General features: G+C 73.8%; 10 protein-coding genes and 1 riboswitch. Of the genes, 5 read left to right on the forward strand and 5 right to left on the reverse strand.

Going from position 1 to position 12,851, the window contains the following annotated elements; genetic code table 11:
- Nucleotides 1–4: 4 nt before the first annotated feature.
- Nucleotides 5–1,408: a cobyrinic acid a,c-diamide synthase CobB gene (locus H4W81_RS41090; RefSeq protein WP_192781344.1), complete on the forward strand. Its 1,404-nt coding sequence runs from the start codon at nucleotides 5–7 to the stop codon at nucleotides 1,406–1,408.
- Here the strand turns inward: H4W81_RS41090 and cobN are convergent.
- Nucleotides 1,363–5,001 carry a cobaltochelatase subunit CobN gene (cobN, locus tag H4W81_RS41095; RefSeq protein WP_192781343.1) on the reverse strand — a complete coding sequence of 1,213 codons (3,639 nt, stop codon included), beginning with the start codon at nucleotides 4,999–5,001 and terminating at the stop codon, nucleotides 1,363–1,365. The genes H4W81_RS41090 and cobN overlap by 46 nt on opposite strands.
- 89 nt (nucleotides 5,002–5,090) lie before the next feature.
- Nucleotides 5,091–5,281, reverse strand: a riboswitch (cobalamin riboswitch).
- 11 nt (nucleotides 5,282–5,292) lie between these two features.
- Between cobN and H4W81_RS49640 the strand changes: the two genes are divergently transcribed.
- From H4W81_RS49640 to H4W81_RS41110, 3 genes are read left to right on the forward strand one after another with little or no spacing between them, the layout of a single operon-like run.
- Complete coding sequence (locus H4W81_RS49640) at nucleotides 5,293–6,555, forward strand: precorrin-3B synthase (protein WP_318782395.1); 1,263 nt, start codon at nucleotides 5,293–5,295, stop codon at nucleotides 6,553–6,555.
- The gene (locus H4W81_RS41105; RefSeq protein ID WP_192779723.1) at nucleotides 6,552–7,172 is read left to right on the forward strand and encodes a precorrin-8X methylmutase; all 621 of its coding nucleotides are present in this window, start codon (nucleotides 6,552–6,554) and stop codon (nucleotides 7,170–7,172) included. The genes H4W81_RS49640 and H4W81_RS41105 overlap by 4 nt, the downstream gene beginning before the upstream one ends.
- Nucleotides 7,169–8,659: a precorrin-2 C(20)-methyltransferase gene (locus H4W81_RS41110; protein WP_192779724.1), complete on the forward strand. Its 1,491-nt coding sequence runs from the start codon at nucleotides 7,169–7,171 to the stop codon at nucleotides 8,657–8,659. Before H4W81_RS41105 ends, H4W81_RS41110 begins: the two co-directional genes overlap by 4 nt.
- Before the next feature lie 80 nt (nucleotides 8,660–8,739).
- On the opposite strand, the gene H4W81_RS41115 is transcribed toward H4W81_RS41110, so the two are convergent.
- Nucleotides 8,740–9,465: a cobalt-precorrin-6A reductase gene (locus H4W81_RS41115; RefSeq protein ID WP_192779725.1), complete on the reverse strand. Its 726-nt coding sequence runs from the start codon at nucleotides 9,463–9,465 to the stop codon at nucleotides 8,740–8,742.
- Between the two features lie 20 nt (nucleotides 9,466–9,485).
- Here H4W81_RS41115 and H4W81_RS41120 point away from each other — a divergent pair, with 20 nt between their 5' ends.
- On the forward strand, nucleotides 9,486–10,535 hold the full coding sequence (locus H4W81_RS41120; protein WP_192779726.1) for a cobalt-precorrin-5B (C(1))-methyltransferase: 1,050 nt from the start codon (nucleotides 9,486–9,488) through the stop codon (nucleotides 10,533–10,535).
- Here H4W81_RS41120 and cobM read toward each other — a convergent pair.
- From cobM to H4W81_RS41135, 3 genes are read right to left on the reverse strand one after another with little or no spacing between them, the layout of a single operon-like run.
- Nucleotides 10,526–11,272 carry a precorrin-4 C(11)-methyltransferase gene (gene cobM / locus H4W81_RS41125; protein WP_192779727.1) on the reverse strand — a complete coding sequence of 249 codons (747 nt, stop codon included), beginning with the start codon at nucleotides 11,270–11,272 and terminating at the stop codon, nucleotides 10,526–10,528. The two genes, H4W81_RS41120 and cobM, sit on opposite strands and share 10 nt — an antisense overlap.
- Entirely contained in the window at nucleotides 11,269–12,465 is a 1,197-nt protein-coding gene (gene cbiE / locus H4W81_RS41130) for a precorrin-6y C5,15-methyltransferase (decarboxylating) subunit CbiE (RefSeq protein ID WP_192779728.1), read from the reverse strand. The genes cobM and cbiE overlap by 4 nt, the downstream gene beginning before the upstream one ends.
- Entirely contained in the window at nucleotides 12,462–12,845 is a 384-nt protein-coding gene (locus H4W81_RS41135) for a pyridoxamine 5'-phosphate oxidase family protein (RefSeq protein WP_192779729.1), read from the reverse strand. The genes cbiE and H4W81_RS41135 overlap by 4 nt, the downstream gene beginning before the upstream one ends.
- Nucleotides 12,846–12,851 lie beyond the last annotated feature (6 nt).

A 12,851-nucleotide genomic window follows, 5' to 3' on the forward strand; every position in this document is an offset into this window, starting at 1 on the left:
GCGCCTGGTGATCGCCGCGCCTGCGTCGGGCAGCGGCAAGACGACCGTGGCGACCGGGCTCATGGCGGCGCTGCGGACGCGCGGGCTGCGGGTGTCGCCGCACAAGGTGGGCCCCGACTACATCGATCCCGGCTACCACGCGCTGGCCACCGGACGGCCTGGCCGCAACCTCGACCCGTGGCTGACCGGCGAGTCGGCGGTCGGGCCGCTGTTCCTGCACGGCGCCCGCGACGCGGACCTCGCCGTGGTCGAGGGCGTGATGGGCCTGTTCGACGGCAGGGGCGACACGGACTTCGCCTCGACCGCGCACGTCGCCAGGCTGCTGGACGCCCCTGTCGTGCTCGTGGTGGACGCGGCCCGCCAGAGCCGGTCGGTGGCGGCCGTCGTGCACGGTTTCGCCACCTTCGACCCTCGGGTGCGGGTGGGCGGCGTCATCCTCAACCGGGTGGGCTCCGACCGGCACGAGGAGCTGTGCCGTTCGGCCCTGGACGCGGCGGGGGTACGGGTCCTGGGCGCGCTGCGGCGCGACGACGCGGTCTCCACCCCCTCCCGCCACCTGGGGCTGATCCCCGCCGCCGAACGCGAGGCGGAGGCGGTGGCGGCGGTGGAGAGACTGGGTGAGCTGGTGGCCCGCTCGTGCGACCTGGAGGCGCTGGTACGGCTGGCGCGAACGGCTCCCGCGCTGCTCGAACAGCCGTGGAGCCCCGGCGAGGCGCTGGCGACTCCTGCGGGGCGCATGCCCGAGGCTTCGCGGCGCAGGCCCGAGGGCAGCCGGGCGGAGACCTCCGCGGGTGCTCCGCGAGGCGGTCGCGACAGCGGGCCGGTGGTCGCGATCGCCGGAGGCGCGGCGTTCACCTTCGGGTACGCCGAGCACGCCGAGCTCCTCCAGGCGGCAGGGGCCGAGGTGGCGACCTTCGATCCGCTGCGCGACGAGGCGTTGCCGGAGGGGACGGCGGGCGTCGTGATCGGCGGCGGCTTCCCCGAGATGTACGCCGCCGACCTGGCCGCGAACGTGCCGCTCAAGCGTCAGATCGCGGCCTTCCGAGGACCGGTCGCCGCCGAGTGCGCGGGACTGCTCTACCTGTGCGAGAGCCTCGACGACCACACCATGTGCGGAAGGATCGCGGCCAAGGCGGAGATGACGCCCAGGCTCACCCTCGGCTACCGCGACGCCGTCGCCACCCGCGACTCGCTGCTCACCCGCGCGGGCGAGCCGTACCGGGGGCACGAGTTCCACCGGACGGCCGTGACCACGGCGGGCGAGCCGCTCTTCCGGTGGGAGGGCGGCGGAGACGGCCACGGCGACCCGCTCCTGACCGCCTCCTACCTGCACCTCCACTGGGCGGGCACGCCGAGCGCCGCTCAGCGGCTGGTGTCGTCCTCCAGGTCGCCCTCCGCCTTGAGATAGGCCTCCTGCAGGTCGCGCAGCACGTCGGGGTCCGGGTGCGCCCACATCCCGCGCTCGGCCGCCTCCAGCAGGCGCTCGGCGATCCCGTGCAGCGCCCACGGGTTCGACCGCTCCATGAACTCCCTGTTCTCGGGGTCGAGCACGTACGCCTGGGTGAGCTTGTCGTACATCCAGTCGGCGATGACACCGGTGGTCGCGTCGTAGCCGAACAGGTAGTCGACGGTCGCGGCCAGCTCGAAGGCGCCCTTGTAGCCGTGGCGGCGCATCGCGGCCAGCCAGTTCGGGTTCACCACCCGCGCCCTGAAGATCCGCGAGGTCTCCTCCGAGAGCGTGCGCGTCCGCACGGCGTCGGGGCGGGTGCTGTCACCGACGTAGGCCGCGGGCGCGCGTCCGGTCAGCGCCCGTACGGTGGCCACCATCCCGCCGTGGTACTGGAAGTAGTCGTCGGAGTCGGCGATGTCGTGCTCGCGGGTGTCGATGTTCTTCGCGGCGACCGCGATACGGCGGTAGGCGCTCTCCATGTCCTGGCGGGCGGGCACGCCGTCCAGGTCGCGGCCGTAGGCGAAGCCGCCCCACACCGCGTACACCTCGGCCAGGTCGGCGTCGTCGCGCCAGTTGCGGCTGTCGATGAGGGGGAGCAGGCCCGCGCCGTACGCGCCGGGGCGCGAGCCGAAGACGCGCATCGTGGCCCTGCGCTCGTCGCCGTGCCCGGCCAGGTCGGCGGTCACGTGGGCGCGGACGTGGTTGTCCTCGTCCGGCTCCTCCAGGGCGGCCACCATGCGCACCGCGTCGTCCAGCAGGGCCACCACGTGCGGGAAGGCGTCGCGGAAGAAGCCGCTGATGCGGACCGTCACGTCGATGCGCGGGCGGCCGAGCTCCTCCAGCGGCACGGGCTCCAGCCGGGTGACCCGCCTCGACGCCTCGTCCCAGACCGGGCGCACACCGAGCAGCGCGAGGACCTCGGCCACGTCGTCGCCCGCCGTGCGCATCGCGCTGGTGCCCCAGACCGACAATCCCACCGAGGTGGGCCACTCGCCCGTCTCTGCGCGGTAGCGGGCCAGCAGCGACTCGGCCATCGCCTGGCCCGTCTCCCAGGCGAGCCTGCTCGGCACCGCCCTCGGGTCGACCGAGTAGAAGTTCCTGCCGGTCGGGAGGACGTTGATCAGGCCGCGCAGGGGGGAGCCGCTCGGTCCCGCGGGGACGTAGCCGCCGTCGAGCGCGTGCAGGAGGTGGTCGATCTCGTCGGTCGTCCTGGCGAGCCTGGGGACGACCTCGGTGGCGGCGAACTCCAGGATCCGCGTCACCATCTCCCACCCGGCCCCCGGCTCCCCGTCGAGGGCGGGGTCACGTTCGGAGAGGTCAGCCGGCTCTGTCGTACCGAGGACCGATTCGGTCACCTCGGCGGCCGCGGCGGGGTCCCAGCCCCTGGCCTCCATGCCCTCGACCAGTGCCCTGGCCGTCCCCTCCGCGGCGTCCACGTCCGCCAGGCCCGCGGTGCCGTCCTCGGCCAGGCCCAGCGCCTCCCTGAGCCCCGGCAGCGTCTGCGCGCCCGCCCACATCTGGCGGGCGCGCAGCATCGCCAGCACCAGGTCCACCCGCACCGGACCCGCGGGCGCGGACCCCAGCACGTGCAGGCCGTCGCGGATCTGCGCGTCCTTCACCTCGCACAGCCAGCCGTCCACGTGCAGCAGGAAGTCGTCGAACTCCGCGTCGTGCGGCCGATCGGCCAGCCCGAGATCGTGGTCGAGCCTGGCGGCCTGGATCAGCGTCCAGATCTGTGCCCTGATCGCGGGCAGCTTCGCGGGGTCCATCGCCGCGATCGAGGCGTGCTCGTCGAGGAGCTGCTCCAGCCTGGCGATGTCCCCGTACGTCTCCGCGCGGGCCATCGGCGGCACCATGTGGTCCACCAGGACGGCGTGCGCCCTGCGCTTGGCCTGCGTCCCCTCGCCCGGGTCGTTCACCAGGAACGGGTAGACCAGCGGCAGATCGCCCAGCGCCGCGTCGGGACCGCACGCGGCCGACAGCCCCGCCGACTTGCCAGGCAGCCACTCCAGGTTCCCGTGCTTGCCGACGTGCACCATCGCGTGCGCGCCGAACTCCGCCGACAGCCACCGGTAGGCGGCCAGGTAGTGGTGGCTGGGCGGCAGGTCGGGGTCATGGTAGATCGCGATCGGGTTCTCGCCGAAGCCGCGCGGCGGCTGCACCATCACCACGACGTTGCCCGCCCTGAGCGCGGCCAGCACGATGTCGCCCTCGTGCGTGAACAGCTCGCCGGGCGGCGGGCCCCAGTGCCGCTCCATCGCCTCGCGCAGTTCCTCGGGGAGCGTGCCGTACCACTCCAGGTAGGTGGCGGACGGGATGCGCACCGGGTTGGCGGCCAGCTGCTCCTCCGTCAGCCACTCCTGGTCCTGCCCGCCCGCCGCGATGAGCGCGTGGATCAGCGCGTCGCCGTCCTGGTCGGCCACGCCGGGCAGGCCCTCGCCCAGGTCGTAGCCCGCCTCCGCCAGCCTGGCCAGCAGCTTCACGGTGCTCGCGGGGGTGTCGAGGCCGACCGCGTTGCCGATCCTCGCGTGCTTGGTCGGGTAGGCCGACAGCATCACCACGAGCTTCTTGCTCGCGTTCGGGACGTGCCTGAGTTTCGCATGCCGTACGGCGATGCCCGCCACGCGGGCCGTGCGCTCGGGATCGGCCGCGTAGACGGTCAGGCCGTCCTCGTCCACCTCCTTGAACGAGAACGGCACCGTGATGATCCGCCCGTCGAACTCGGGGATCGCCACCTGCGAGGCCGCGTCCAGCGGGGACAGGCCGTCGTCGTTCTCCTCCCACGCCTGCCTGCTCGTGGTCAGGCAGAGGCCCTGCAGGATGGGGATGTCGAGGTCGGCCAGCGCGCCGACGTCCCACGCGGCGTCGTCGCCACCGGCTCCCGCGGTCGCCGGCCTGCTGCCCCCGGCGGCCAGGACGGTCACCACCAGCGCGTCGGCCTGCCCCAGCACGGAGAGCAGTTCGGGCTCGGCCGTACGCAACGAGGAACAGAAGACGGGCAGCGCGCGCCCGCCCGCCTCCTCGATCGCCTCGCAGAGAGTGCGGACGAACGCGGTGTTTCCCGCCAGATGATGCGCCCGGTAGTAGAGCACCCCCACCACGGGCCGCCCGTCGCCGGCCGCCGGCCCTTCGCCGAGCAGTCCCCAGGTGGGGGTCGGCTCGGGGGCGGCGAACCCGTGCCCGGTCAGCAGCACCGTGTCCGACAGGAAGGCGTGCAGCTCGGCCAGGTTGCCGGGGCCGCCGTGGGCGAGGTAGGCGTGCGCCTCGGCACACGTGCCGCCGCTGACGGTGGACAGCTCCATCAGTTCGGCGTCAGGCGCCTGCTCCCCGCCCAGCACCACCACCGGCCTGGGACCCGCGAGCAGCCGGTCGAGGCCCTCCTCCCACGCCCTGCGCCCGCCGAGCAGCCGCACCACCACCAGGTCGACGCCTTCGACCAGCGCGGGCAGCTCCTCGGGGGTCAGCCGTGCGGGGTTCCCCAGCCGGTACGCGGCGCCACTCGCCCTGGCGCTCAGCAGGTCGGTGTCGGAGGTGGAGAGCAACAGCACCACCGTCTGGGCACCAGAGGTCGCCTGTGACGGGGTTTCGGGGGTCGCCTCGGGCACGGCGGAACTCCTCCCTCGGGGTCCTCGCCCCGGTCGCGGGTGTCACGAGAGCGGGAGTCTCCTGGCTTCCGGATCGACGCTCACCCCGGCCTTCCCGTCCGTTGCCGGACAGTGGCCTGTGGTGGGGTTCGCTCCCCGGTTACAGTGGCGGGACCGCGCCGGCATCACACCGGCTTCCTCCGTTCGCCCTCGTCTGCGATCAGCCTAGAGGGTTTTGAACGGGTTACCATCCTCCCCGTGGACATAGCCGACTTTTACGGACATGTGCGCCCTGACGCCTGTCCGGGGGCGCTACAGGTCCACACCGCCGCAGACGGCGCCCTCGCCCGCATCCGCATCCCGGGCGGCGCGCTGTCCGCGACCCAGCTGCGAGAGGTGGCCGCCTGCTCCGCCGAGCTGGGCTCGGGCGTCATCGAACTGACCTCCCGCGCCAACGTCCAGCTCAGAGGCCTCCCCTCCACCCCCGCTCCATCGGCAACGGAAGCGGGGGCGTTCCCCGCTCGGATCGCCGCAGTGGGGCTGCTGCCGTCGGAGACGCACGAGCGGGTGCGCAACATCCTCGCCTCGCCGCTCGCCGGGCGGGTGGACTCGTCTCTGATGGACGTGCGTCCGCTGGTCACCGCCTTGGACCGGGGGTTGTGCGCGAGTTCGGAGCTGGCCGGGCTGTCGGGCCGGTTCCTCTTCGCGCTGGACGACGGCACGGGCGACGTGCTCTCCATCGGCGCCGACGTGACCTTCCTGGCCACCTCGCCCTCCGACGGCCTCCTCCACCTCGGCGGGGCGACGGCCGGAATCCCGGTGCTCGTGGACGAGGTGGTCCCGTCAATGCTCGCGGCCGCCTCGGCCTTCCTCGAGCTGTCCGGTGGCACGGCCTGGCGCGTCAGTGACCTTCCCGACGGCCCCGCCCTGCTCGCTTCCCGCCTGCTCCACGGTGGGCCGGCTGCATCGAAGGACGAGGGCGTGTCATCGGGCCGTCCCTCCCGAGAGATCGCGGGCCCATGGGTGCCGGACGCGAGGGTGGTCCCGCAGCGGGACGGGCGGGTCGCCTTGGAGGTGGTGGTCCCGCTGGGACGGCTCTCCGCGGACCAGGCCGTGGCGCTCGCCGACGTGGCCGGTGAGGTGCGGATCACGCCCTGGCGGACGGCCGTCCTTCCCGACCTCCGTCCCGAGGACGTCGGGCGGGTCGCCGACGAGCTCACCCGGATGGGACTGGTCACCGGGTCCGGCACTGCCTGGGCGGGGCTCAGCGCCTGTACCGGGCGTCCGGGGTGCGCCAAGTCGCTCGCCGACGTCCAAGGCGATGCCAGGCGATGGGCGGCGGGCACCGGAGAGCTGTCCACGCCCGCTGTCCCCGACGGTGTCCTCGTGCACTGGGCCGGGTGCGAGCGGCGGTGCGGGCGTCCGAAGGGGGAGGTCGTCGACGTGGTCGCCACCCCGACCGGCTACCGGGTCGGCCATGGCAGGAAGACAGAGAAGACAGAGACCAGAGGGGACATGTGAGCGACTACATCCGTGACGGCGCCGAGATCTACCGGCGTTCGTTCGCCACCATCCGTGCGGAGTCCGATCTGAGCGGTCTGCCGCAGGACGTCGCGCAGGTGGCCGTTCGCATGATCCACGCCTGCGGCATGACCGACCTGGTGGCCGATCTCGGCTACTCGGGGAAGGTCGTCGCCGACGCCAGGCGGGCGCTGCTGGACGGCGCGCCCATCCTCTGCGACGCGATGATGGTCGCCTCGGGCGTGACCAGGAGCCGCCTGCCGCGCGACAACGAGGTGGTCTGCGCGCTCGGCGACCCGAGGGTCCCCGCGCTGGCGGAGAGCATGGGGACCACGCGCAGCGCGGCGGCGCTGGAGCTGTGGCGCGACAGGATCGACGGCGCGGTGGTCGCGGTGGGCAACGCGCCGACGGCCCTGTTCAGGCTGCTCGAACTGGTCGAGGAGGGTGTGGGAAGGCCCGCGGCGGTGCTCGGCATCCCCGTGGGCTTCATCGGCGCGGCCGAGTCCAAGCAGGCCCTGGCGAGCAGCGGCCTGGAGTATCTGGTGGTGCACGGCCGCAGGGGCGGCAGTGCGATGGCGGCGGCCGCGGTCAACGCGATCGCCAGTGAGCGAGAATGAACATGGTGGCGGGACGGCTGTACGGCGTGGGCCTGGGTCCTGGCGATCCCGAGCTGGTGACGGTGAAGGCGGCCAGGCTGATCGGCCAGGCCGACGTGATCGCCTATCACAGCGCCAGGCACGGCAGGAGCATCGCGCGGTCGATCGCGCTGCCGTACATGCGGGAGGGTCAGGCCGAGGAACTGCTGAAGTATCCGCTGACCACGGAGACCACCGACCACCCCGGCGGCTACCAGGGCGCGCTCGACGACTTCTACGCCGAGTGCGCCGACCGGCTGGCGGCGCACCTCGACGCGGGCAGGGACGTGGTGGTGCTGTGCGAGGGTGACCCGCTCTTCTACGGCTCCTACATGCACATGCACAAGCGGCTGGCGCACCGCTACGAGACCGAGGTGGTGCCGGGGGTCACGTCGGTGGCGGGGGCGGCCGCGGTGCTGGGGCGTCCGCTGGTGGAGCACGAGGAGACGCTGACCGTACTGCCCGGCACGCTTCCGGCGGAGGTCATCACCGAGAAGCTGAGGAACGCGGACTCGGTGGCGGTGCTCAAGCTGGGGCGGACCTTCGAGAAGGTCAGGGACGCGCTGGCGGAGGCCGGGCGTCTCGACGAGGCCTGGTACGTCGAGCGCGCCACCACGGCCAGCCAGCGGATCGAGCGGCTCAAGGACGTGGACCCGGCCGGCGTGCCCTACTTCTCCCTGGCGCTGCTCCCCAGCGGTAGCCGCCGCGACGAACCGCGGGAGCCGCAGGGAGAGAGCACGTGGGAAGGGGTGGCGGTGGTCGGGCTCGGGCCCGCCGGCGAGCAGTGGCTCACCCCCGAGGCCCGGCAGGTGCTGGCCGAGGCGACCGATCTGGTCGGTTACGGCCCCTACGTGGACAGGGTGCCGCGGCGGCCGGGTCAGCTGCGCCACCGTACCGACAACAGGGTCGAGGCGGAGCGCGCGGCGCACGCCCTGTCGCTCGCCGGCGAAGGCCGCAGGGTGGCCGTCGTCTCCTCGGGCGACCCCGGCGTGTTCGCGATGGCGAGCGCCGTGCTGGAGGCGGCCGAGGACTTCCCCGGCGTCCCGGTGCGGATCGTCCCCGGGCTGACGGCCGCGCACGCCGTGGCGAGCAGGGCGGGCGCGCCGCTCGGTCACGACTACTGCGTCATCTCCCTGTCGGACCTGCTCAAGCCGTGGGAGGTGGTGGCCGACCGGCTGAGGGCCGCCGCGAAGGTGGACCTGGTGCTGGCGATCTACAACCCGGCCTCGCGCAGCCGTACCTGGCAGGTGGGCGCCGCCCGCGACCTGCTCCTGGAGCACCGCGACGCGGGCACTCCCGTGGTGATCGGCCGCGACGTCGGCGGCCCGCAGGAGACGATCACCGTCACCACGCTCGGCGAGCTGGACCCCGCGCAGGTGGACATGCGCTGCCTGCTCATCATCGGCTCCTCCACCACCCGCGCGACGGACGGCGGCACCGTCTACACCCCGCGTCGCTACCCGGCGTGAACCCCCGAGATCCCGAGATGCCACCCGGCGTGAAGCCCAGGAACCCCGAGGCGCCACCCGGCGTGAACTCCAGGAACCCGCTACACCGCGTGGACCCACGCCGCGGCGGCGGCCACGGACTCCACGGCCACCGGGCCCTCGGGGAGCGGTGGTCTGCGGACCACGATCACCGGCAGTCCCGCCTCCTCGAAGGCGTCGAGCTTGGCGACGGTCAGCGAGCCGCCGCTGTCCTTGGTGACCAGCACGTCGAGCCCGTGCGCGCGGATCAGCTCCCCCTCACCCTCGACCGTGTACGGCCCGCGCGCCAGAAGTATCCGGAAATTTCCGGGAATGGGGGGCTCTGGCGGATCGACCGACCTCGCCAGGAACCACAGGTCGGTCAGCCCGGCGAACACCGGCATGCTCCGCCGTCCCGTCGTGAGGAACACCCTGCTCCCCACCGAGGGCAGCACCCGCGCGGCCGCCTCCAGCGAGCCGACCAGCCGCCACCCCGGCCTGGGCGGCCATCCGGGCCGCCGCAGCACCAGCAAGGGCGTCCCGGTGGTACGGCAGGCTTCCACCGCCGAGGCGGTCATGCGGGCCGCGAAGGGATGCGTGGCGTCCACCACTGCGTCGATCCGCTCGGCGGACAGCCACGCCGCCAGACCGGAAGCCCCGCCGAACCCGCCCACGTGGACCTCGCCCACCGGCAGCCGGGGATCGCGCACCCGTCCCGCCAGCGACGACACCACGTGGACCCGTCCGGAGAGCTCGGCCGCCAGCGCCCGCGCCTCGGCCGTGCCACCCAGGATCAGAACCCGCCGCACCCGTCCTCCATCCTCGAACCATGACCACGCCACTGCGCCACGGCTGGACCACCGGCGCCTGCGCGACCGCCGCGACGGCGGCGGCCTACACCGCGCTGCTCACCGGCGACTTCCCCGACCCGGTGACGATCACCCTGCCCAAGGGCCAGCGTCCCGCGTTCGCGCTGGCCAGGGAGTCGCTCGGCGACGGCTACGCCGCCGCCTCGGTGGTCAAGGACGCGGGCGACGACCCCGACGTGACGCACGGCGCACTGATCACCTCGACCGTACGGCAGGCCGCCCCCGGCACCGGGATCACGTTCGCGGCGGGCCGGGGCGTCGGCACGGTCACCAAGCCCGGCCTGCCCCTGGACGTGGGGGAGCCCGCCATCAACCCGGTGCCCCGCCGCATGATGACCGAGCACATCGCGGCCATCGGCGGCCACGGCGACGTCATCGTGGAGATCTCCGTCGAGCACGGCGAGGAGCTGGCCAGGCGCACCTGGAATCCGCGGCTCGGCATCCTGGGCGGCCTGTCGATCCTCGGGACGACGGGCATCGTCGTGCCGTACTCGTGCTCGGCCTGGATCGACAGCATCCGCAGGGGCGTGGACGTGGCCGTCGCCGCGGGCCGTACGCACGTGGCGGGGTGCACCGGCAGCACTTCGGAGAAGGTGGCCGCCGAGCTGTACGGCCTGCCCGAGGACGCGCTGCTCGACATGGGCGACTTCGCGGGCGCGGTGCTGAAGTACCTGCGCCGCCACCCCGTGCCCAGGCTGACGATCGCGGGCGGCGTGGGCAAGCTGTCCAAGCTCGCCGACGGCCATCTCGACCTGCACTCGGGTCGGTCGCAGGTCAACCTGGGCCTGCTGGCCGGGCTGGTCGGCTCGGCGGAGCTGGCCGAGCGCATCCGCGGCGCCAACACCGCGCTGCACGCGCTGCGCCTGGCCCAGGAGGCGGGCGAGCCGCTGGGCGACCTGGTGGCCGAGCGGGCCCACGCCACCGCCGTCGGCGTGCTGCGCGGCGCGCCCGTCGAGGTGGACGTCGTGGTGATCGACAGGGCCGGGGTGATCGTGGGCCGTCACGGCTGACGGCATCGCTCGGCGGAGTAGAGGTGGCTGTCGGGGAACTGCGTCGCGGTCAGCACCCTGCCCACGACGATCACTGCGGTCCTGACCACGCCCGCCGCGGCCACCTTGGCGGCGATGTCCGCGAGCGTGCCCCTGATGACCAGCTCGTCCTCGCGGCTCGCCCTGGCCACCACCGCCACGGGACAGTCGGCCCCGTAACCGGGCACGAGCTCCTCGGCCACCTGCGCGATCCGCTGGACCGCCAGGTGCAGCACCATCGTGGCCCCGCTCGCCGAGAGCGTCGTCAGGTCCTCGCCGGGCGGCATCGGGGTGGCCCGCGCCGAGGTGCGGGTGAGGATGATCGTCTGCCCGACGCCCGGCACGGTCAGCTCCCTGCCCAGCGTCGCCGCCGCCGCGGCGAACGCGGGCACCCCCGGCACCACCTCGTACGGCACGCCGATCGCGTCCAGCCTGCGCATCTGCTCGGCCATGGCGCTGAACACCGAGGGGTCGCCAGAGTGCAGCCTGGCCACGTCCAGCCCCTGGGCGTGCGCGGCGGCCAGCTCGGCGACGATCTCGTCGAGCGTGAGGTCGGCCGTGTCGACCAGGCGGGCGCCCGGCGGGCACGACTCCAGCAGCTCGACGGGGACCAGCGAGCCCGCGTAGAGGCACACGGGAGACGCCTCGATCAGCCGGAGGCCGCGCAGCGTGATCAGGTCGGCGGCGCCGGGGCCCGCGCCGATGAAGTGGACGGTCACGTGCCGCTCTCCTTGGTCGCTGTCCAGATGGTCACCGGCATCATGCTCTTCCATCCGGTGAAGCCGCCCACGGGGGCGGACCTGCTGACCGCCAGGCGGACCAGGTCGCCGCCGTGCCTGCCGTACCAGCCGGTCAGGACGGACTCCGACTCCAGCGTGACGGCGTTGGCCACCAGCCTGCCGCCCGGCGGCAGGGCAGCCCAGCAGGTCTCGAGCAGCCCGGGGACGGTCGCGCCACCGCCGACGAACACCGCCGACGGCGTCGGCAGCCCCTCCAGCGCGCCGGGCGCCCTGCCGGTGACCACCCGCAGCCCCGGCACGCCGAGCGCGGCGGCGTTGCGGCCGATCCGGTCCGCGCGGTCCTGGCGGCTCTCCACGGCGATCGCCCGGCAGGACGGATGGGTGCGCATCCACTCGATCGCGACGCTGCCCGCGCCCGCGCCGACGTCCCACAGCAACTGGCCGGGCAGCGGGGCCAGCCGCGCCAGGCTGACCGCGCGCACCTCGCGCTTGGTGAGCTGCCCGTCGTGCTCGAACGCGGCGTCCGGCAGCCCCGGCACCGGCGGCAGCGGCACGGTCCCCGGATCGGCCACGCACTCGATCGCGACCACGTTCAACTCGCCGGCCTCCGCCGCCCACGAGGCGGCGGTGCCCGTCACCCGCGACTCGTCGGCCGAGCCGAGCCGCGACAGCACGTGCATGACGCTCGCGCCGTAGCCGTGCTCTCTCAGCAGCTCCGCCACCAGGGCGGGGCCCGCTCCGTCCGCCGTCAGCACCAGCACCCTCCGCCCGGGCAGGACGGCGGCGCGCAGCGCGTCGAGCGGACGGCCGACCAGGCTGACGACAGGCGTCTCCTCGACGGGCCAGGCCAGCCGGGCGCAGGCCAGCGACAGGCTGGAGGGATGCGGCAGGATCCGCAGGTTCTCCGGGCCGACCGTCCTGGCCAGTGTCGCGCCGATCCCGAAGAACATCGGATCCCCGCTGGCCAGCACGCAGGTGCCGGGCTCGGAGACCAGCGCGGGAAGGGCGGGCAGGAGCGGCGAGGGCCAGCGCACCTTCCGCGCGCCCCCTGCGGGGACGAGGTCGAGCTGGCGGGCCGAGCCGACCAGCACGGCCGCCTCGGAGATCGCCTGCCTGGCGGCGGGGGACAGTCCTGCCCAGCCGTCGGCCCCGACGCCGACGACCGTGATCACACGTTGCCCAGGGTGTTCGTGATCGTGATCTCGATGACCACGCGGGCCGGGTTCGGCCGCGGCGGCTTGTAGCGGGCGGCGTAGCGGGCCTCGGCGTCGGCGACCTGGTCGGGCTCGGCGCGCAGCACGGCCGTGCCTTCGAGCGTCGACCACCGCCGCCCGTCGACCTGGCAGAGCGCGACCCGCGCGCCGTGGGCGATCAGGCGAGCCTTGTGGGAGGTCCCCGACGTGATGACCCTGGCGATCCCCGCCTCCAGGTCGAGCGTCGCGCCCACCGGCACCACATGAGGGGTGCCGTCCGGACGGACCGTGGTCAGCGTGCACAGGTGCCGCTCGCGCCAGAACTCGGCGAACTCCGCTCCCCGCGCGGCCAGATCCACCTTTGC

The organism is Nonomuraea africana, assembly GCF_014873535.1.
In the GTDB taxonomy this organism is placed as follows: domain Bacteria; phylum Actinomycetota; class Actinomycetes; order Streptosporangiales; family Streptosporangiaceae; genus Nonomuraea; species Nonomuraea africana.

Excerpts from the sequence above, each read along its gene's own strand:
- H4W81_RS41110 (WP_192779724.1), top strand. The coding sequence starts at position 7,169 with ATGAACATGGTGGCGGGACGGCTGTACGGCGTGGGCCTGGGTCCTGGC.
- H4W81_RS41120 (WP_192779726.1), top strand. The coding sequence starts at position 9,486 with ATGACCACGCCACTGCGCCACGGCTGGACCACCGGCGCCTGCGCGACC.